This window comes from Corynebacterium xerosis NBRC 16721 = ATCC 373, assembly GCF_001552415.1.
Lineage (GTDB): Bacteria > Actinomycetota > Actinomycetes > Mycobacteriales > Mycobacteriaceae > Corynebacterium > Corynebacterium xerosis.
The window spans coordinates 343,656-363,542 of record NZ_BCRD01000003.1; the positions used below are offsets into that span (position 1 = coordinate 343,656).

A 19,887-nucleotide genomic window follows, 5' to 3' on the forward strand; every position below is an offset into this window, starting at 1 on the left:
GGGTCCGGAGCGACCGGGGCTACCGGCGGCGCCGTTGGCGGCCGGCCGGAGAGCGGCTCTTTAGAAGTAGATGCCGCGCTCGTTGAACCACGGCACCGGGTCCACCGGGGTGGAGCCGTCGGGGTGGATCTCGAAGTGCAGGTGGGAACCGGTGGAGTGGCCGCGGTTGCCCATGCCGGCGATGTACTCGCCCGCGCGGACGGTCTGGCCGACGGCGACGGACAGCGTCTCCATGTGGCCGTAGACGGAGACGGAGCCGTCGTTGTGGCGGATGCGGATCCAGTTGCCGTAACCGGAAGCCGGGCCGGAGTCGATGACGGTGCCGCCCAGGACGGCGTAGATCGGCGTGCCGACGCCGTTGGCGATGTCGATGCCGTTGTGGTGCGTGCCCCAGCGCGGGCCGTAGCCGGAGGTGAACTCGCCCGAGGCCGGGCGCGCGGTGGACTGGGTCGGGGCGACGGCCTGGCCGGCGCCCTGGAACGCGCCGCCGAGGACGTCCTCGGCGATGGAGGCGAAGCCCGGCGCCGGGGCGGCGGTGGCGGTGCCCGCGCCGGCGGTGGTGGCGATGCCCGCGAAGGCGGCGACCATCGCGACGTTGCGCTTGGCGATCTTCAGGGAGCTGGTCTTGCGGTGACGTCCGGTGTAACCCATGGGCCGACTTTCTGATCGTGGAGACGGTGTCGTGATGGCCGGTTCGTAACCGGCCCGTTATTAAGTCGTGATCAGACTAAGGATGGGCCCAGATGAAGTCCAACCATTGCCGAAACCGGCGAAAAGTCGACTACCCCCGGAAAAATCCGTTCGCCGCAAAAGCCAACTGCGACAAGGCAAAACGCCGTTCAATAACGGAACGGTCACACCCCCCCGGATAAACGGTGATCATCCGGGCCGATTCATAACGGCGCGATAACGAACCTGATCCCGCAGGTCGCGACACCCGACACACCAGTCACACGCGCCCCAGCAGCCCCTATTGTCGGCGTATCTTCCCCACCATCCGGCGCCCGGCGCGCCTCCCCAGCACGGCGGCGGCGACCATCCCCTCCACGACGGGGCTCAGCGGATAGACCTCTTCGACGGTGGCTGCCTTGCGCGCGCGGTTGCGTTCCACGTCGCCGTCGTCCATTCCGGGCCCGGACGCGGACGCCGGGGCGTCGTCAAGCGACGCGACCGGCCAGCCACTGCCCGCGGCGACCACCGACCCGTGCTTGACGGAGTAATAGGAATGGACGTGCACATCGAGCGCGACGCCGGACGCACCGCGCACCGCGGCGATGAGATGCGGATGGAAGCGCGTGGTCAGCCACCGCTGCCCGGCGCGCGCGGGCAACCCGCGATCCCACAGCTCGGCGAAACGCACGACGTGCGCGCCATCGGCGAGGTCCGGGGCGCGGTGCGCGATCTCGCGCCACACCAGCTGGTCGACGGCCGGGATCGCCTCGACCACCGCGATATCCGTCCCGGCCACGCGGCGACCGTCGACGTCCCAGCGGCGCAGCACGGCAATCACCGCGTCGGCGAGACGGCCGACGGGATCGGCGGGGGCCAGCAGATCCGCCTGCAGGCACAGCACGATGGGACGATCGGACCCGGCCGTCCCCTCTCCATAGCCCAGCCCGTTGTCCTCCAGGTCCCCGGAGCCGAGCACCACCCACGCGTCATCACCGGAACAGGTCACTCGGGTTGCGGAATTGGGGGCGGCGTCCCCTTCCGCCGCACCCACCGCGGCGCGGGCGATGGCCGCCGACGGCTCATCCCGCACGTCGATGACGTCGAAACGGGGCCAGATGCGGGACATCGTCTCGTCGTAAAGTCCCGCCGGCGCCAAACCCATCCCCGTGGCCGCCAGCCGCACCGCCGCCCGGCCTCCCCGCTCCCGCCGCGACTGCTCCGCCACCGCCGACGCCGCGGCCACCACCACGGACTTGTCCGGCCAGATGTCGTTGATCCACCCGCCGCCCAGCGCATGAATGGTCGACGCGCGCCGCAGCAGGCCGAGCCCCGCCTCCAGTCGCGGGGCGACGTCATCGAGTACGTCCCTATCGGTGGCCGCCGCCTCCGCCCGGCGCGCGACCTCCACCCAATGGCGGTCCCCCTCGGGAATCCCGTCGCGGGCGGCCTCGGCGAGACGGAACAGCGTGTCCGTTACGGTCAACCGCGGATGCAGGTCCGCGTGCAGCACGGCGGCGAGACCCGGGTTCGGGCAATCGAGCACCACGCGTGACCGGGGCCGCCGGCGTGCGAGGGTGCGCAGCCAAGCGGCGGCGATGTACTCGTCGCCGAAATTCGGGTGGCCCGCCGGCGCAACGAGGTAGATGACGTCGTCGTGGGCGCTCATGCCACCAAGATACGTGCACGAAGAGTGCACCGGGCCCGGAGTTGCCCCCACCGGCGCCGCCACCTCTACTTCGCGTACCGCTTCGCGATCTCCAGCGCCTGCCCCGCGTACCCGCCACCGAAGAGCACCGCGTGCATCAGCACGGCGTAGAGCCTGTGCAGCGGCGCCCGCCCCTCGCGCCCGGGCAGCGGGTGCACGGACTCGTAACCGGCGATGATGTCGTCGAGGTGCGGCACCCCGAACATCCCCAGCAGCGCCAGATCCTCCTCGCGATGCCCGCCGTGCGCGGCCGGGTCGATGAGGATCGCGCCCTCGTCGTCCCACATCAGGTTGCCCCACCACAGGTCACCGTGGACGCGGGCGGGCGCCTCGTCGTCGTCGAACTCGCCGTCGAGCAGCTTCTCCATCAACCGCTCGAACACCGCCAGCTCCGACGGCGCGTACGTGCCGGGGCGCCGGGCCAGTTCGGCCACGGCCGGGGCGATGCGGTCGTGGGCCCAGAATTCGCCGAACGTCGCGCGCGGCGTCAGCTTCATCGTCCGAGGGTCGTCGAGCGGGCCGAACCAGCCGTCGCGGTCCCATCCCTCGGGGGCCGCGCCGAATCCGGGTGCGCCGGCGTCGTGCGTGCGGGCGAGCGCTTCGCCGAAGGCCCGGGCTTTGCTTGACGACGGCTGCCCCGCCGCGATTTTGCGCAGCACCAGTTTTCCGCGCCCCACGTCGAGGACGTCGACGACGCGCGCCCCGCCATCGGCCTCGGGTTCCTTCAGCCAGCGCAGGCCGGCAGCTTCCAGCGCGAAGAAGCCGGCGGGTGCGCCGGGGCGGGCCTTGACGTGGGTGGCGTCGGCGGCCTTCGCGGCCGGGCGTTCCCACCCGAATTCGGAGCGTTTGGCGAACATGCCCCCAGCGTAATCCCGCCGTGTTGTCGAATTGGCGCGTGCACGTGAATCAGACCGTCGCCCCGACCTGCCCTATTGTCTGTAGCCATGGATGGAAGCGATCAGCCCCGCGACGACCGCGACATCGTCCGGGGCCGCGACGGCAAGCCCCTGCGCGACAGGTACGGCCGCCCGATTTACCGGCGGTCGGCTCAGCCGCGCCCGGGTGCTTCCCGTGGCGCCGCGCCCCGCACGCCGGAGGGCTATTTCACGCGCGCCGACGTGGAGAAGCTCCGCCGCCTGCGCGAACGCGGCGACCGACCCGCTGAGGGACGCCGCCCGGCACTTCGATCGGAGCAGCGCCGCGATGCCCGGCCCGACCCCCGTGCCGGTCGTCGCGCGGCCGACGCCGCAGGTGCTGCAGGTGTTGCGGGTGCTGCGGGCGCGGCCGGTGCCCGCCGTGGCCCCGGTGCAGGCAGTGCGGGAGGCCGTCGCTCCCGCGCCAACGAGACGCAGATGTTCTCCCGTCCCGATGATGTTCGCGCCGACCATCGCGCCGACCGCCGCTCCGCTGATCGCTACGCGGACCGGCATGCTTCCGACCCGCGCACTTCGGACCGGCGTGCATCAGACCGCCGCACCTCCGATCGCCCCCGTTTCAGCGGCCAGGACGATCCGCGCTTCCCGCCCCGCGGCTACGACCCCGACCGCGACTACGCCGGAGGACTCCCCGGCGACCGCGACTACGCCGGAGCCTCCCCCGACTACGTCCCCGGCGCCCGTGACGGGGACGGCGATGGGCGGGGACGTGGGCGTCGCAAAGCACTGGCCTTCGGCGACCGATTCCGCCGCAACCGGGACCGGGACGGCCGCGGCCCCCGCCGGCCTCGCAACGTGGGCTTCAAGATCAAAGCGTTCCTGCTGGTCCTGCTGCTCGTCTTCGGCGCGGGCGCGATGTGGGTCGACTTCAACCTCGGCCGCGTCGACGCATTCGCCGGCGGCAACGACCGCCCCGGCCGATCGATGGCCACCAACTGGCTGCTCGTCGGCTCCGACTCGCGCGCAGGCCTGACCGAAGAAGACGCCGCGAACCTGTCCACCGGCGCCGGCGACTTCGGGCAACGCACCGACACCATCATGATCGCCCACTTCCCGCTGGTCGGGAAGGGCCGCCTGGTGTCGCTGCCCCGCGACTCCTACGTCGACATCCCCGGCTACGGTCAGAACAAAATCAACGCCGCATACTCTTTCGGCGGCGCGCAACTGCTCGCGCAAACCGTCGAGCACAACACCGGCATCCGCATCGACCACTACATGGAGATCGGGTTCGGCGGCTTCGCGTCCATCGTCGACGCCATGGGCGGCATCGAAATGTGCCCCGCCGAGGCGATCCAGGACCCGCTCGCCGGGCTGGACATCCAGGCCGGCTGCCAGAAGTTCGACGGCGCCACCGGCCTGGGCTACGTGCGCACCCGCGCCACAGCCCAGGGCGACCTCGACCGCGTCGCCCGGCAGCGCGAATTCATGGGCGCCATGATGAGCCGCGTCGCCTCGCCGGCCGTCTGGCTCAACCCGTGGCGCTGGTACCGCCTCGGCTCCAGCGGCGCGAAGGCGCTGACCGTCGATTCCGGCGACCACGTGTGGCACCTGGGCATGCTGATGATCCGCATGGCCTTCGGCACCGAGTCCGAGACCGTGCCCACCGCCGGGACCATGGACACCGGCCACGCCGGCAACGTCCTGCTGTGGGACGAGGCGGCGGCGCCGGCGTTCTTCGACGGCCTGAAGTAGCCGCGGCGGGGGTACGGGCGCCAGCAGGGCCGACCCCCGCGCCGCCAGCCCCGCTCCTACCGGATGGTGACCTGGCGCGACACGATGGTGTCGCGCGACTTCCGCTCGTCGGCGGTCAGCGGCTCGTCGGACTTCAGGGCCGCCTCGATGCGCGCGGCGGCGTCGGCGATGACCTCGCCCCACGAGTCGTGGGCGACGGTGTTGTCCAGGTCCCACACGGGCACCAGCACGCCGTCGGTGCGGAACACGCCGGCGAACTTGGTGCCCTCGCCCATGCTCAGGCGGTCGGCGGCGTGGACGCGGGCCAGCGCATCGAGCAGCGGTCGCTCGTCCTCGCGGCGGATCCAGCGGATGTGCGCGCGCTCGCCGGGGTCGATCCACCACACGGCGCCGGGGACGTCGAGGTCCAGGCGGTACGACGGCATGATCGACTCGTTGGCGGCGGCGAGGTTCTGCTGCACCAGCTGGGTGCGTTCGACGCTGGCGGGGATCCACCATTCGAAGTCCTGGTGGACCACGAGGGCGTCGAGGTCGATGCCGGTCAGGACGTCGGCAAGCGAACCGCCGTCCATTCCGTCGGTGGCGACGTCGAGCTGCTGGCCATCCTCGGCGTTGCGCGCCCATTCGAGGGCGCGGGCCAGGTCGGCGGCGGCGTCGTTGGAGCGCGACTGGGTCTGCATGGCCACGTAGGCGTCGCCGCCCTCGGCGGTGGCGCGGGTGAGCGCCGCGATGCCGCCGGGCAGGACGGTGCACAGGTGGATCGGGCGCTTGGCGCCGGCGATCTTGGCGGGCACGGTGGCGGAGGGCGCGAATTCGCGCAGCGCGACGAGGTCGGCTTCCGCGTCGAATCCGGCGAACGGACGGGGGTTGCCGGCGAGGCGCTCACGTTCCGCGGCGCGGGCGGCGAGCTTGGCCTGGCGGCGGCTCATCCCCTCGGGCACGTTGACGTCGGCGGCGGCACGGTTCTTACGAGACTTTTTTCCCACGTCCACCAACATACTGGGCGCCCGCCGGCGGTGGCGGTGCGTCGCCGCGGGGCGGGCGTGTCCGGGTCAGTTTCCGGTTGCGGTCCCGGGCTTTGCGACGGTCCGCGTCACGTCCTCCGGCCGCAGCGATTCACGGTCGAAGTCGACGGCGTCCGTCGGGCGCAGCCCCGTGTCGCGCTCGGACAGGGGGAGATTTCCCAGCGGGGTGCCCTGCGCTTCGGCGGTGACGGCGTCCTGGGAGGCGATGAGATCGGCGGCGTGGTGGGCACGTTCGGCCCGGGCGGCGCGGGCGTCGCGTTCGTTCATCCCGGCGGCCATGGCGGCGGCGGAGGCGGCGTCGAATCCGCCGACCTTCGGCATGGACTCCAGGGCCCGGCGGGCGCGGGCGGGCCAGTCGGTGGCCAGCCAGTCGATGCCGCGGGCCTTGGCGTAGGTGACGTCGACGTCGGTTTTCGCGAGCCAGCAGTACAGCGGCATGTCCCAAGACATCATGCCCATCGGGTCGCGGCGGGCGCCGTACATGTCCACGCCCATGGCGGTGGGGCCGCCGAGGTAGCGCTGCACCGCGGTGCGGGCGCCGGGGGTCTTGACCAGCTGAATCCGCTCGAGCTTCGGCAGCATGGCGCCGACGGCATTGATGGAACGGGCGGAGAAGCTGATGATGCGCGTGCGCGGATCGTCGTCGAGCCCAAAGTGCCGGAGGCGCTCGCGCAGGACCCGCTCGGTGCGCAGGCCCGTGGTCACGGGATGTTTGGTTTCGATGAACAGGCCGGTGCCGGGATTGGCGACGGCCCACTCGAGGAAGACATCGAACTCGAGGACCGGCTGCGGCTGCTCCCACGTACCGGCGTTGAGGCGGCGGATCTGCGCCAGCGTCGCCGCGCCGACCGGGCCGGAGCCGTCGGTGGTCCGACCCAAGGTTCGGTCGTGCATGCAGATCAGGTGACCATCGGCGGTGAGGCGGATGTCGCACTCGACGCCGTCGGCCCCTTCGGCCACCGCCGCTTCGTAGGCGCCGATGGTGTGCTCCGGGTGGGCGCCCGAGGCACCGCGGTGGGCGATGATCTGCATCAGGGATTCTCCTCGTAGAGCGACGTGATCGCGTCGTCGATCGGGGGGATGACCGTCTTCGGGGATCGGTCTCGGTGCGGGGTGACCAGGCCGCGGCTCCAGAACGGCTCGGAGTCCACGTCGGAGTCCGGGTCGGAACCTGTGCCGGCCCCGCCGTCACCGTCACCTTCGGCACCCGGCACCATGCGGCGCGGGTCGGGCGGGGACATCGCCCGGGTCAGCGACGCCGCGGTCACCGCCGACGTGACGGCGGCGATGGCGGCCAGCACGCCGGTCTGGAACACCCCGACGGCGTTGTTGCTCCAGAACACCGACGCCAGGGCCAGCGGCCACAGCACGCAGGAGGCGAACCACGCCCACATGCCGGGGCCGCGCACGCCGGTTTCCGCGAGGATGACGACGGGCCCGGAAACGTTGCGCCCCGGCCACAGGTGCATCGCGGTGATGGTCTTGTGGCTGCGCGCCAACGGCGGCTCCCACCGTCGGGCCCGCTCGGCCAGGGACCGCAGCGTCGCAATGGCGTAGGCGCCGAGCACGCCGCTGGACACGACGGCGGCGAAGTACAGCACCGGCGACAGGAAGCCGAAAAGGATGGACAGCAGCGGGCTGCCGGCGAGCGACTGGTAGCTGACCCAGGTGGCCAGCGCCCCGAGGCCGAACAGCACCGCGGTGGCGATGGCCCACTTCCGGGCGGCCGACGCGCGGCGGCGGACGACCTCCCGCGGCTCGGGTGCCGGGGGCGCCTGGTACGGGTTGAAGCCGCTCATCGGGATCGGCGCGGGCGGCCGTCCGGGCACGTGCCCACGCGGCTGGATCCGCCCCTCGATCCGGCGGGGACCGTCGCCGTGGCCGCCCGGCGGCTCATGGGTGACCGGAGCGGTGACGCCGCTGCGGCCGAACGCCGGCGGGGCGCTCGGAGACGTCGGCACCGAAGACGCCGGAGCTGCCGGAGACGCCATCGGTGCAGGCGAGGACGTCGGTGCAGCCGGAGCCTGCGGAGCCGTGGGAGCCGCCGGCGCCGCGGGGATGCCCCAGCCGCCGCGCCCCTGACCGTGCGGTGCGGCGGTCATCGTGTTTCACCGTCCCAGGACCGGATGCGCCGGAGCATGATGCGGTTCTTGCGCTGCGAGCGGCCCATCTTCTTGGCCAGGTTGTCCAGGATGCCGATGGCGTCGGTGATGTGCGGGCCCTTGTTCAGCATCACGCACTCGGCGCGCAGCGCGAACGCCGCGTCGGTGATCTCGGCGCGAGCGGGCAGGCCGGACTTCGCCAGCGACTCCAGCACCTGGGTGCCCAGGATGGTGGGCACGCGGGCGGCCTGCGCCAGGGCCAGGATCTGGCCGGGGACCTCGCCCATGCGCTGGAATCCGAGTTCGACGGCCAGGTCGCCGCGGGCGATCATGATGCCCATGTTGGCGTGGCGCATGCCCGCGACCAGGATCTCCGGCAGGTTCTCGAAGGCGGGGATGGTCTCGATCTTCAGCACGATCCCCAGGCCCCGGGTGCGCGCGGCGAGTTCGTCGTCGCCGGCGTCCTCGTGCTCGCGGGCGATCTTCTCCAGCTCGTCGAGGACCTGCGCGACGTCCTCCGGCGTGCGGATGAAGCTGATCGCCGCCACGTGCCCGTTTTCCGCGACGAACCGCAGGTTCCGCGCGTCCTCCTCGGTCAGCGCGGGCACCGGCAGGTCGGTGGTCGGCAGGTTGATGCCCTTGTGGCCGGCCAGGTTCTGTCCGCCGGGCTTGGCGCGGGTGACCTTCAGGCGGGCTTCGTGGTGCTTGACGACGCCGCCGTCCCCGCCGTCCTCCCCGACCTCGTCCACGGCGGTGACCTCTGCGGCGATGGCGCCGTCGTCGAAAAGCACCGGCTGCCCGACCTGCAGCGCCGCGACCGCCTCCGGGAGCGTGCACGACAGGCGCGGCACGTCGCCGCTTTCGTCCTGCGGCACCGACTCGACGACCTCGGAGGTGATGATCATTTCGTCGCCGACCTCGAACCGCAGCTTGCGGACGACGGCCGGGACACCGGTGGCGCGGGTCTTCTCGTAGTCGTGGCGAAGCAGCGTGCCCTCGGCGATGTACGCGTTGCGGTCGCCTTCGGCCAGTACCCCGCCGTCCTCGACGTGCGTGACGGTGAAGTGGCGCTTGGCCGAGCGGTTGTCGTGCAGCGTGATCTCGCTGCCGACCTGCAGCGTCTCCAGCCAGCCGGAATCGACCGTCAGCGGCAGCGCCGGCCGGCCGGGCAGCCCCTCCGGCACCGGCGCGGGCAACGCGGCGACGGCGCCCTCGCGGGCCTCGTCGGGGTCCTCCGGGCCACCGGGGCCGCCGAGATCAACCACGCGCGGGGTCAGCCACAGTTTCGCGGGCGTCAGCACCGTGCCGGCGTCGTCGCGCGTGACGCGGGCGCGGCCGACCTTCGGGCCGTCGGCGACGGCGCCGGTGCGGATCTTCGGGCCCGCCAGGTCCAGCGACACCTCGATGTCCCGGCCCACCTTCTCGGCGGCGGCGTCGACGTTGGCGATCATCTTCCGCCACGACTCCGCGCCGTCGTGGGCGCAATTGATGCGGGCGACGTCCATCCCGGCCTCGGCGAAGCCCAGCACCAGCTCGGCGTCGTCGGCGGCCTCGGACGGCAGGGTGACCATGATGCGGGCGGGCACGCCCTCGCGCTCCTCGCCGAACAGGCGGTCCGAGTTGGCGTCCAGCGCCACGTCGGCGGCGTCGTCCTGCCGGATGTACTCGTCTACGTCGGTGTCCACCTCGTCGCCGACGAGCGCCCGCAGCACCGCGCGGGCGATGGCCAGACGGCCGTAGACGCCGGACTCCGCCGTCGTCAGGCTGGTGACGCCGAGATCGTGCAGGCCGTTCTGCAGCTCGCGGATGTCGATGGTCCGCAGATGCGCGTAGTGCAGCAGGTTCTCGGCCCCCGCCCGGTGCTCCGGGTGGACGTCCGCCAGCATGTCCGCCGCCTCGGCGTTCACGCGGTCGAGCTGGCCCAACAAATCGTCGAGCTGCTCGATCAGGGGACGGACGTCGTGCTGCATGGGTATCGGGTTCTCCTCCCCCACCTCCACGGCCGCCGCCCGGGAACGAGCCCCAATGCCGACGACCGATCGGCGGACGCGGGGATTCGTCGGGCGGATCGGTATGCGTCAATCATGGCCCGGCCACGCGGAAAGCGACAGCCCAAACCGCGTTCGCGCCAAGGTTTCACCGAGTGTTCACCTTCGGGCCATCGCCACGGCTTTTTGCTTTACGACGCCCCCGTCACCGTCACCTTTCGCACCCCTTCGGCGCCGCGATCCGCGACGCCGAACCCATCGCCCGGAACGCGGAAACGCCCCCTCCGCGGGAAGCGGTGGGGGCGGATTTCCGTGGGACCGAAAAGGTCGGGAGCGTGGCGTGGCCTAGTGCTCCACGGCCGCCTCGGCGCCGATGCCGGTCATGGAGCGGACCTCCATCTCGGCGCGCTTGCCCGGCAGGTTGTCGGGCTTGCCCACGAGCGTGCCGATGATGCCCAGCAGGAAGCCGGCCGGGATCGCGATGATCGACGGGTTCTCCAGCGGGAAGAACGCGAAGTCGGCGCCGGAGATCAGCGACGTCTCCGTGCCCGACACGGCCGGGGAGAAGATGATCAGGATGATCGACGTCAGCAGACCGCCGTAGATCGAGAACAGGGCGCCGGTGGTGTTGAACTTGCGCCAGTACAGCGAGTAGATGATCGTCGGCAGGTTCGCGGCGGCCGCGATGCCGAAGGCCAGGGCGACCAGGAAGGCGATGTTCTGGCCCAGGGCGCCGATGCCCAGGATGATGGCCAGGATGCCGATGATGACCACGGTCGCGCGGGAGACGCGGACCTGCTCCTCCTCGGTGGCCTCGCCGTTGCGCATGACGTTGTTGTAGATGTCGTGCGCGACGGAGGCGGAGGCGGTGATGGCCAGGCCGGCGACGACCGCGAGGATCGTGGCGAAGGCGATGGCGGAGATGACGGCCATGAAGATGGTGCCGCCGACCTCGGCCGCCAGCAGCAGCACGGCGGAGTTGACGCCGCCCGGGGCGGAGAGGATCTGGTCCTTGCCCACCAGCGCCGCGGCGCCGTAGCCCATGATGACGGTGAGCAGGAAGAACAGGGCCACGATGCCGATGGTCCAGGTCACCGAGCGACGCGCCTCGCGGGCGGTCGGGACGGTGTAGAAGCGCATCAGAACGTGCGGCAGGCCGGCGGTGCCGAAGACCAGGGCCAGGCCCAGGGACACGAAGTCCAGCTGGGTCAGGACGTCGCCGCCGTACTTCAGGCCCGGCTTGAGAATGGCCTCGCCGTCGGGGTGGTTGGCCACGGCCGCGCCGAGCAGCTCGTTGAAGCCGCCCTTGAGCGCCCAGAAGGTCAGGCCCGCGATGATGATCGAACCGCCGACCAGCAGGACGGCCTTGATCATCTGGACGTAGGTGGTGCCCTTCATGCCGCCGACGAGGACGTAGATGATCATCAGCGCGCCGACGATGGCGACGACCGTGTACTGGGCCATGCCACCGTCGATGCCCAGCAGCAGGGCCACCAGGCCACCGGCGCCGGCCATCTGCGCGATCAGGTAGAACAGCGAAATCGTCAGCGTGGAGATGGCGGCCGCGGTGCGGACCGGCTTCTGGTTCAGTCGGAACGACAGCACGTCGGCCATGGTGAAACGGCCGGTGTTGCGCAGCGGCTCGGCGACGAGCACGAGGGCGACCAGCAGCGCGATGAGGAAGCCGACGGAGTACAGGAATCCGTCGTAGCCCTGCACGGCGATGGCGCCGGTGACGCCCAGGAACGCGGCGGCCGACAGGTAGTCGCCGGCGATGGCCAGGCCGTTCTGGGTGCCGTTGAAGGAGGCGCCGCCGGTGTAGAAGTCGGTGCCCTTCTGCGACGTCTGGCGCGTGGCGCGGACGACGACGGTCAGGGTGATCACGATGAACGCGATGAAGATGGAGATGTTGAGGATCGGGTTGCCCGTCTCAACGGCTTCCTGTGCGAGGAATGCGGTGTTCATGGCCTAGACCTCCTCGGTCTTCTGGGTGGAGGTGGCCGGGGCGCGGCCTTCCATCATCGCGCGGATGTGCTCGGACGCGGGGTCGAGCTTGTTGTCCGCGAACTTGACGTATCCCCAGGTGACCAGGCCGGCGGTGACGAACTGCGCCAGGCCCAGGACCATGCCCAGGTTGATGTTGTCGTAGATGGACTTCGCCATGGCGTCCGGGAAGAACGTGGCGGTGACGATGTAGAAGACGTACCAGGCGATGAACGCGACGAACAGCGGGAACACGAATCCGCGGAACGTCTTGCGGAGGTCGGCGAATTCCTCGGAGGCCTGAACCTCGATGAACTCGGCCTCCGTCGGGCTGTGGCCCGGCGCCGGAGTGGGGTGTGACATGTCCTGACCTTTCGGAGGAACCTTAAAAACTTCTTGGGTACCTTTCCCAACGAATTGATACTAAAGGCGTTAGCCGATCCGCTAAAAATGCGAAGTCCGCCGTGGGGGGTATCCTGAAATTTGACCCGCACGTGATTGACCTGCGCTTATGCGGTTGATCTTTTTGTTCACAATCTTCACAGGCGCGAACCTATCGGAGGTTGAATCCTCCGTGAATTAATGAGCATTTTCTCAGCTTTTCCAGTCCGGCCGGTCCGCCCGCATTCCGATTTCCCCGGTTTCGACGCGCTGCCGCGCCGGCGATGTGGGAATAAGTGGGCATCGATGTGGGAACGCGTGGGTTCATGGCGGGAATCCGAATCGCCGCCCATCGTTGCCGCGTCCGCAAGTTTCGCAGGGGTCTCCCGGAACACAGCTTGACGACGCCTACGAGCAGCGCCACACCCTCCCCTCCGGCGTGTTCCAGATCACGCGGCGCAGTGACGGCGACTACCCCCATGGCCCCTTGTTTCACATGCGCAACGCCGGTCACCTCCTCGCCGGCCCGTCCGCCCGGATGGTTCGAAACGACCGCCGCACCAGAGCCGAGCCCACCCGGCAACCGTGATGGCTACCCTGGCGGCCATGAGACTGTTCGCGTCGATTCGACCGCCGGAGGAGGTTCGGGAGCACCTCGTCACGGCGCTGCGCCCCATCCGCGACGATCACGGCCCCTTGCTGCGGTGGCCGGATCCCGATCAGTGGCACGTGACGGTCGCCTTCTACGGCGAACGTCCCGATGGTTCGGTCGACGAGCTCGCCGAGCACGTCGCGGCGGCCGTGGCCAACACCGGATTCCCGGCCCGCGGCATGGGCTCGCCCTCCCTAGATCTGCACCTGCGCGGGGCCGGCAGTTTCTCCGGGCGCACGCTGTGGATCGGCGTGGGCGGCGACGTCGGGCCGCTGCGGCAGCTGATGTCCGGCTGCGCCCATGATCCCTTCGCCATCGGCGATGACGAAGACGGATTCGGAAATGGAGAAGACGGCGGCCGCGGCGGCCGCGGGGGCACTCCCGACGGCAGGCGGGAACGGCGCCGCGCGCATCTCACGGTGGCGCGACTGCGGGCCCGCGAGCAGGGCGGCCGCAGGGACGGGCGCCGCAACCATCGGCGCAGCGCATGGGCCGGCGACCGCCGGCGCGACGGAGCCCACGGCGGCGGCGGAAGTCATGGCGTCCCCGGCGGCCGCGCGGGCCTCGGCGCAGACGGCTACGGCCGGGACCTCTCGCGACCGGCGCGCCATGACGGTGCGTCGCTGCTTCACGACGTCGTCCACGCCCTCAGCGTCTACTCCGGCCCGTCCTGGACGGCGACGGAGATCGAGCTGGTCAGCTCACGCCTCGGCGAGGGCCGTTCGGGCGGGGCGCTCCATGAGACGGTCGCGACCATCCCCTTCGCCCCCGGCCACTGATCCGGCCCCGCGGGTGGCCGCGCCTACGCGGCGCCTCTCCCACGCGAGTCCCTACGCGCCTCTTGCGCCCTTCCCCTACTCCCCGTCCTTCCAGAACGGGTCCTGGATCTCGCGCAGCGTCGCGACGGACTTGTTGAACTGCTCGGCCTCGTAGTCGTCCAGCTCGAGCTCGACGACGCGGCGGATGCCCTTGCGGTTCACGATCGCGGGCGTGCCGATGTAGATGTCCTCGTGCCCGTACTCGCCGCGCAGCAGCGCCGACACGGGCAGGGCGACTTCCTGGTTCTGGAAGATGGCGCGGGTGATCCGCGCGAGCCCCATGCCGATGCCGTAGGACGTGGATCCCTTGGCGTCGATGATTTCGTAGGCGGCGTCGCGAGTGCGGACGAAGATGGCCTCGAGTTCGTCGTGAAGCTCGGGGTTCTTCTCCAGCCGACGCCGCAGCCCGACGCCGGCGATGTTCGCGGACGACAGCACCGGCAGTTCGGAGTCGCCGTGCTCGCCGACGATGTAGGCGTGGACGCTCATGGGCGACACCTCGAAGTATTCGCCGAGCATGTAGCGGAAGCGGGCGGTGTCCAGCACGGTGCCGGAGCCGATGACGCGGTGGGCCGGCAGGCCGGAGAACTTCCAGGTGGCGTAGGTCAGAATGTCGACGGGGTTGGTGGCGACGAGGAAGATGCCGTCGAATCCGTTGGCCATGACGTCGTCGACGATGGACTTGAAGATCTTCATGTTCTTGTCCACCAGCTGCAGCCGGGTTTCGCCGGGCTTCTGGGCGGCGCCGGCGCACAGGACGACGAGCGCGGCGTCCTCGCAGTCGGCGTAGGTGCCGCGGGTGACCTTGGTGCGGGAGGGGGCCCAGACGACGCCGTGGTTGAGGTCCATGACGTTGCCCTCGGTTTTGCGCTCGTCGATGTCGATGATCGCGAGGTGGTCGCAGATTCCCTGGTTGACCAGGGCGTATGCGTAGGCGACTCCGACGTCGCCGGCGCCGATGAGCACGACCTTGTTTCCGGCGGAGACCTTCATGGTTTCTTCCTTCCGGGGCGGTGGTGCCTCGCGGTGTGTCGTCGGCGGCGGTCGCGCCGCCATCGATGGCCCGTTCACGCCCCAATGGTTGTGTACCTGGTTCCGAGTATGCCCGTTCGGGCACGGGGTCCGACAGTGGTTGCGCCGGTGACCCTGGACACACGCACCGTAACCGCTTTACGACGCCCCCGCCCGGCGAGCCACCCCGCCGCACGGGTGTGACCGGCGGAAATTCGCCGTTGGCCGGGCGCGATCCCCTGTTCATCTGACACTATGAGGGCATGGAATTCGTGCGCGCGCTCAAGCCGTTGACGCGGCTGCGGGTCGCGCGGCGGCGGGAGGCGGCGGCCCGGGAGGTCGCCAGGGCGGCGAGCGCCACCCTGCCCATCGCCCGGCGGTCGCGGCCATGGCGGGGGATCCCGTCGAATCCGGGGCTGGTCGGGGCGGAGATCGCGTCGTGGGCGGCGTTCGCCCCGTCGCTGATGCCGCGGCCGTGGGCGTCGACGGCGATGGTGTCCTTCGGCGCGCAGGTCACCGGCCATGTGGTGGGCGTGGCGGTGGGCTACGGCTTCCGGTTGGCGGATGCGCGCCTGCGCCGCACGAAGTTGGGGCGGTTCGCGCCGTCGGTGCGCACGGAGCGCCTCATCGCGCTGTCGTGGCACGGGTCCATGACGGCGGCGACGGCGTGGGTGTGGTGGCGGTCGATCCAGCACCAGCAGACCGTCGGCGCGCTGGTGGGCATGGATGCGCTGTCGTCGGCGCGGGCGCAGTTCGGCGGCACGGCGATGGCGTCGGGAGCGTACCTGGCCACGCAGGGGCTGACGTTCGCGGCGGAGTTCGCGTTCGATCGGCTGCGCCGCGTGCTGCGTCCGTGGGTGCCGCGCGGGGTGGCCCCGGTGACCGCGGGAATCGTGGTGGGCGGTGGGCTGGGCCTGGCCGTCGACAAGCTGCTCGTGCGCCGGACCATCGAGCGGGTGTACCGCAACGCACACCGCGTGAACATGCGGGTGATGCCGGGCCGGATGCAGCCGTGGGAGCCGGAGCGGTCCGGCAGCCCGTGGTCGCTGGAGCCGTGGCATGCGCTGGGGGCGCAGGGCCGGTCGGTGGTGGCGGACGGGCCGCGGGCGCGCGACATCGCGGCGGTGACCAAGCGCGGGCGACATGAGGTGATGGAGCCGATCCGCGTGTACGCGGGGAAGGTGCGGGGGCGGTCGCTGAAGTTCCAGACGGAGCTGATCGTCCGCGAGCTGCATCGCACGGGGGCGTTTCGGCGGGATCATCTGGTGGTGCACGTGACCACGGGCACCGGCTGGATTCCGCCGTGGGGGCTGATGGCGGTGGAGTTTTTGACCGCGGGCAATTGCGCGCAGGTGGGGCTGCAGTATTCGGATCTGCCGTCGCCGGTGGCGTGGCTGGCCGATCATGAGACCCCGCCGGCGGCGGGGCGGGCGCTTTTTTCGCGGATCCGCGAGGAGTGGGAGCGGCTGCCGGAGGGGGATCGGCCGAAGCTGATCATCGCGGGCGAGTCGTTGGGCGGTTTCGGCGGCAATGGGGCGTTCGACGATGCGGCGGCCATGCTCGCGTCGGTGGACGGCGCGCTGTGGACGGGGACTCCGCAGTTCACGCCGATCTGGAAGGAGCTGACCCGCACGCGCGACGCGGGCTCGCCGGAGATCGCGCCGGTGATCGACGGTGGGCGCCACATTCGCTTCGCCACGCGCCCGCAGGAGTTGTGGGAGACCTTCGGCGGCGAGCCGTTGGGCGAGTGGGAGCATCCGCGGGTGGCGTATTTGCAGCACGCGTCCGATCCGATCGTGTGGTGGGATTATCCGTTGGCATGGCGGCGGCCGGATTGGCTGCGCGAGAGCCTGGGCCGCGACGTGTCGTCGGCGGTGCGGTGGTTCCCGGTGGTGACGTTCCTGCAGGTGCTCATCGATGGTTTGGTCAGCGTCGACGTCGGCGATGGGCATGGGCACCGGTATGAGGCGGAGTCGTTGCCTGCGTGGGCGGCGATCTTGGGCTTCGAGCTTGACGACGACGGTGCGGGGGCGGCGGGCGTGCGATTCAAGAGGATCGCGAAGTGGGCCCGGCGCAATCTCCCGCCGAAAGCGTGAGCGGCGGCGTGGCCGCGTGGCCCATGCCGGCCTCGTCGAAGGTCGGCGGCGAAGGCCACCGCCGACCGGTCGACCGGGCCGCATGCGGAACACGCGGCCCGGCCACCGGATTCGAGCTCACCGCCCCGGAGCACGCTTTCCGCGACCGTTCCCCGCATCGGAAGCCTGCGAGATCGGCGACACCTGCGTAACGTGGGTCACGTCCAGACGGCTGGGCGGGCACACGAAGCCCGTGCGGTCACCCGACCAGGAAAGGAAGCGACACATGGGAATCTTCGACAAGGCCAAGCAGTTCGCCGACGACAACCCGGACAAGGTGAACCAGGGCATCGACAAGGGCGGCGACGCCATCGACCAGCGCACCGGCGGCAAGCACGCCGAGCACGTCGACAAGGCCCAGGACGCCGCCCGCAAGCGCTTCGGCGGCGAGGGCGACCAGCCCCAGCAGTAGACCTCCGACTTTTCGACGACTCCCCGCCGGCCATTGCGCCGGCGGGGAGTTTTCGTTGCGCCCATCAGGCGCGGCCCGCGTGGCACAGCCGACGCAGAACAGCCGACGGTGGCCGCCGCCCGCACACGAACGATGTAAAAATGGAACCGTCCAGTTCAATGCGCACGTGCACCGGCACCGACACCGGCACATGCGACAGCACTCGCGAAAGGCGGCCCACCATGAGCCTCATCGACAAGGCCAAGAAATTCATCAACGACAACCCCGACAAGGTCCGCCAGGGCATCGACAAGATCGGCGACGCGATCGACAAGCGCACCGACGGCAAGTACGCCGACAAGGTCGACCGCGTCCAGCAGGAAGCCGCCAAGCGCCTCGGCGGCGACGCCACTCCGAACACCGAGCCGGACACCCCCGGCACCGACGCGCCGAAGACCGACCCGAACGCCCGATCACGGGCGCGCGGGCCGTCGTAAAGCGAGCTACCCGCAGGTCACGCCGGTGGCGTGCACCGGGCAGTAACCCATGGGATTCGCCTCCAGGTACCCGCGGTGGAACGGCTCGGCGACCCAGAAACGCCCCGTCGGCGTCTGCGACAGAGGCGTGACCTCCGTGGTGATCGGCCCGAAGCCCGCGGCCGCCAGCTTCGGCCCGTAGGCCTCCAGGGTCTCGGCGGTGATGCGCGCCTGGTCCTCGTTCAGCGGGAACACCGCCGATCGGTACTGCGGGCCGATGTCATTGCCCTGCCGATCGCCCTGCGTCGGATCGTGGTTCTCCAGGATTAGACGCAGCAGCGCCGCAAAATCGGTGACGGCCGGATCGAACACCGCCAGCACCGACTCCGTGTGCCCGGTCCGCGCGCCGCACACCTCGCGGTAGGACGGCCACCGCGTCACCCCGCCCGCGTATCCGGGCAAGGTCGTCCACACGCCCGGCGCATTCCACAGAAGCTTTTCGACGCCCCAGAAACAGCCGGCCGCGATGACCATCGCCTCCGCACCATCGGGCCACGGGCCGCCGTACGGAGTCCCGAGCACCAGATGCTCGCCATCGACGTGGCCGCCCTCGTCGAGCAGGGCCTCCGGGGTCGCAGGGATCGGGGTGAACGCGCGTGAATCAGTCATGGGCGCGAGGATACGCGGGCCGCATGAACTGGGCGGACGACCCCGATCCGCGAACGCGGGTACCGTCGGGGCCACGCGCCCGGTGACGTGGACCACTCGCCGTCGGCCAGCCCCCGGCGAGAAGGTGGCGGACCTATCGAACCAACCGAATTACGCGCACGAAACCTTGCGTAATTGCGGAGGATCGGTACCATCGGGTGTCACAAGCGAAATCGATTCTTCAAGGAGGACCTCACCATGGCCGTTTACGAGTTGCTCGAACTGGATTACGCCTACGACGCCCTCGAGCCGCACATCGCCGCCGAGATCATGGAGCTGCACCACAGCAAGCACCACCAGAATTACGTCAACGGCGCCAACGCCGCCCTGGAGAAGCTGGAGGCCGCGCGCAACGACGGCTCCATCGCCGGCGTGGTCACCGCCCTGTCCAAGGACCTCGCGTTCAACCTGGGCGGCCACTCCAACCACTCCATCTTCTGGAAGAACCTCTCCCCCAACGGTGGCGGCGAGCCGACCGGTGAGCTGGCCGAGGCCATCAACCGCGACTTCGGTTCCTTCGAGAAGTTCAAGGATCACTTCTCCGGTGCCGCGCTGGGCCTGCAGGGCTCCGGCTGGGCCGTCCTCGGTTACGACCACGTCGCCGGCCGCCTCGTCGTCGAGCAGCTGACCGACCAGCAGGGCAACATCTCCGCGAACCTGACCCCGCTGCTGATGCTGGACATGTGGGAGCACGCCTTCTACCTCCAGTACAAGAACGTCAAGGCCGACTACGTCAAGGCCGTCTGGAACGTCTTCAACTGGGACGACGTCGCCGAGCGCTTCGCCAAGGCTTCGGCCTAAGTCGCCAAGGCTTCGGCCTAAGTCTCGGCATCGGCCCCCAGGGCCGATCACGGGCTCCCCGGCGGTCCACTGGAGAAGCGGGCCGCCCGGTGAACTAACCCGCTCCACCTTCCGCCACGTGCGGTCGGTGGGGCGGGTTTCGCCATGTCGGGATCAAGTGCATGAACCGGCCAGTGCATGAGCCGGCCGGGGGAGGTTCTGCCATATGCGCGGCCGGGTTCACTCGACTCCCGCGGCGAGGGGAGGTTTCGGCGGGCCGTCGTCAAGCAAAAAGCCCTGCATCCGGCCGAATCCGGCCGACCGACGGCGGCTACGACTCGGCTTCGTGCCAAACGATCAACGCTCCCCAGCAGCAAACCCGACCACCTGCGGTTTTCCACACATCGACGGAAAAGCTTCGATCATTCGACAC

General features: G+C 70.3%; 18 protein-coding genes. 7 read left to right on the top strand and 11 right to left on the bottom strand.

The genetic code is table 11. From position 1 onward, the window contains the following. Positions 1 to 60 precede the first annotated feature (60 nt). The 3 genes from CX1_RS07080 to CX1_RS07090 all read right to left on the bottom strand — a co-directional run bounded on the left by CX1_RS07080 (position 61) and on the right by CX1_RS07090 (position 3,234). Positions 61 to 651, bottom strand: coding sequence for a M23 family metallopeptidase (locus CX1_RS07080; RefSeq protein WP_046650995.1), 591 nt, complete (start codon positions 649 to 651; stop codon positions 61 to 63). 319 nt (positions 652 to 970) lie between these two features. Continuing rightward, on the bottom strand, positions 971 to 2,338 hold the full coding sequence (locus CX1_RS07085; protein ID WP_060925460.1) for a hypothetical protein: 1,368 nt from the start codon (positions 2,336 to 2,338) through the stop codon (positions 971 to 973). A 65-nt stretch (positions 2,339 to 2,403) separates the two neighbouring features. Continuing rightward, positions 2,404 to 3,234 (bottom strand): fructosamine kinase family protein, encoded by an 831-nt coding sequence (locus CX1_RS07090; protein WP_082719195.1) that lies wholly within the window; start codon positions 3,232 to 3,234, stop codon positions 2,404 to 2,406. A gap of 87 nt (positions 3,235 to 3,321) precedes the next feature. Between CX1_RS07090 and CX1_RS07100 the strand changes: the two genes are divergently transcribed. After that, positions 3,322 to 5,004 carry an LCP family protein gene (locus CX1_RS07100; protein WP_244465516.1) on the top strand — a complete coding sequence of 561 codons (1,683 nt, stop codon included), beginning with the start codon at positions 3,322 to 3,324 and terminating at the stop codon, positions 5,002 to 5,004. Positions 5,005 to 5,060: 56 nt separating this feature from the next. On the opposite strand, the gene CX1_RS07105 is transcribed toward CX1_RS07100, so the two are convergent. The 3 genes from CX1_RS07105 to CX1_RS07115 form a co-directional block, all read right to left on the bottom strand. Continuing rightward, the gene (locus tag CX1_RS07105; protein ID WP_046651008.1) at positions 5,061 to 5,990 is read right to left on the bottom strand and encodes a DUF5926 family protein; all 930 of its coding nucleotides are present in this window, start codon (positions 5,988 to 5,990) and stop codon (positions 5,061 to 5,063) included. Positions 5,991 to 6,056: 66 nt separating this feature from the next. Next, complete coding sequence (locus tag CX1_RS07110) at positions 6,057 to 7,061, bottom strand: glycerophosphodiester phosphodiesterase (RefSeq protein WP_052753281.1); 1,005 nt, start codon at positions 7,059 to 7,061, stop codon at positions 6,057 to 6,059. After that, the gene (locus CX1_RS07115) at positions 7,061 to 7,828 is read right to left on the bottom strand and encodes a hypothetical protein (protein WP_060925461.1); all 768 of its coding nucleotides are present in this window, start codon (positions 7,826 to 7,828) and stop codon (positions 7,061 to 7,063) included. The genes CX1_RS07110 and CX1_RS07115 overlap by 1 nt, the downstream gene beginning before the upstream one ends. 100 nt (positions 7,829 to 7,928) lie before the next feature. Here CX1_RS07115 and CX1_RS12400 point away from each other — a divergent pair, with 100 nt between their 5' ends. After that, the gene (locus CX1_RS12400) at positions 7,929 to 8,111 is read left to right on the top strand and encodes a hypothetical protein (RefSeq protein WP_146780727.1); all 183 of its coding nucleotides are present in this window, start codon (positions 7,929 to 7,931) and stop codon (positions 8,109 to 8,111) included. Positions 8,112 to 8,127: 16 nt separating this feature from the next. Here the strand turns inward: CX1_RS12400 and CX1_RS07120 are convergent, their stop codons facing one another. From CX1_RS07120 to CX1_RS07130, 3 genes are all read right to left on the bottom strand, one after another. Then, positions 8,128 to 10,101 carry a pyruvate kinase gene (locus CX1_RS07120; protein ID WP_060925462.1) on the bottom strand — a complete coding sequence of 658 codons (1,974 nt, stop codon included), beginning with the start codon at positions 10,099 to 10,101 and terminating at the stop codon, positions 8,128 to 8,130. A gap of 363 nt (positions 10,102 to 10,464) precedes the next feature. Next, on the bottom strand, positions 10,465 to 12,084 hold the full coding sequence (locus CX1_RS07125) for a solute symporter family protein (protein ID WP_046650999.1): 1,620 nt from the start codon (positions 12,082 to 12,084) through the stop codon (positions 10,465 to 10,467). A gap of 3 nt (positions 12,085 to 12,087) precedes the next feature. Then, positions 12,088 to 12,465 (bottom strand): DUF485 domain-containing protein, encoded by a 378-nt coding sequence (locus CX1_RS07130; protein ID WP_046651000.1) that lies wholly within the window; start codon positions 12,463 to 12,465, stop codon positions 12,088 to 12,090. 624 nt (positions 12,466 to 13,089) lie between these two features. Here CX1_RS07130 and CX1_RS12825 point away from each other — a divergent pair. Continuing rightward, positions 13,090 to 13,914 carry a 2'-5' RNA ligase family protein gene (locus tag CX1_RS12825; RefSeq protein ID WP_060925463.1) on the top strand — a complete coding sequence of 275 codons (825 nt, stop codon included), beginning with the start codon at positions 13,090 to 13,092 and terminating at the stop codon, positions 13,912 to 13,914. Between the two features lie 75 nt (positions 13,915 to 13,989). On the opposite strand, the gene CX1_RS07140 is transcribed toward CX1_RS12825, so the two are convergent. Continuing rightward, positions 13,990 to 14,946 (bottom strand): L-lactate dehydrogenase, encoded by a 957-nt coding sequence (locus CX1_RS07140; protein WP_060925464.1) that lies wholly within the window; start codon positions 14,944 to 14,946, stop codon positions 13,990 to 13,992. A gap of 281 nt (positions 14,947 to 15,227) precedes the next feature. Here CX1_RS07140 and CX1_RS07150 point away from each other — a divergent pair, with 281 nt between their 5' ends. The 3 genes from CX1_RS07150 (at position 15,228) to CX1_RS07160 (ending at position 17,987) form a co-directional block, all read left to right on the top strand. After that, entirely contained in the window at positions 15,228 to 17,060 is a 1,833-nt protein-coding gene (locus CX1_RS07150) for an alpha/beta-hydrolase family protein (RefSeq protein WP_082719198.1), read from the top strand. Between the two features lie 265 nt (positions 17,061 to 17,325). Next, complete coding sequence (locus CX1_RS07155) at positions 17,326 to 17,511, top strand: antitoxin (RefSeq protein ID WP_046649657.1); 186 nt, start codon at positions 17,326 to 17,328, stop codon at positions 17,509 to 17,511. Positions 17,512 to 17,732: 221 nt separating this feature from the next. Then, a complete protein-coding gene (locus CX1_RS07160; RefSeq protein WP_046649670.1) occupies positions 17,733 to 17,987 on the top strand; it encodes an antitoxin in 255 nt (84 codons plus the stop codon). 6 nt (positions 17,988 to 17,993) lie between these two features. Here CX1_RS07160 and msrA read toward each other — a convergent pair whose 3' ends face one another. Continuing rightward, positions 17,994 to 18,635, bottom strand: a complete 642-nt coding sequence (msrA, locus tag CX1_RS07165; protein WP_052753044.1) for a peptide-methionine (S)-S-oxide reductase MsrA — start codon at positions 18,633 to 18,635, stop codon at positions 17,994 to 17,996. Positions 18,636 to 18,872: 237 nt separating this feature from the next. Between msrA and CX1_RS07170 the strand changes: the two genes are divergently transcribed. After that, complete coding sequence (locus CX1_RS07170) at positions 18,873 to 19,475, top strand: superoxide dismutase (RefSeq protein ID WP_060925465.1); 603 nt, start codon at positions 18,873 to 18,875, stop codon at positions 19,473 to 19,475. Positions 19,476 to 19,887 lie beyond the last annotated feature (412 nt).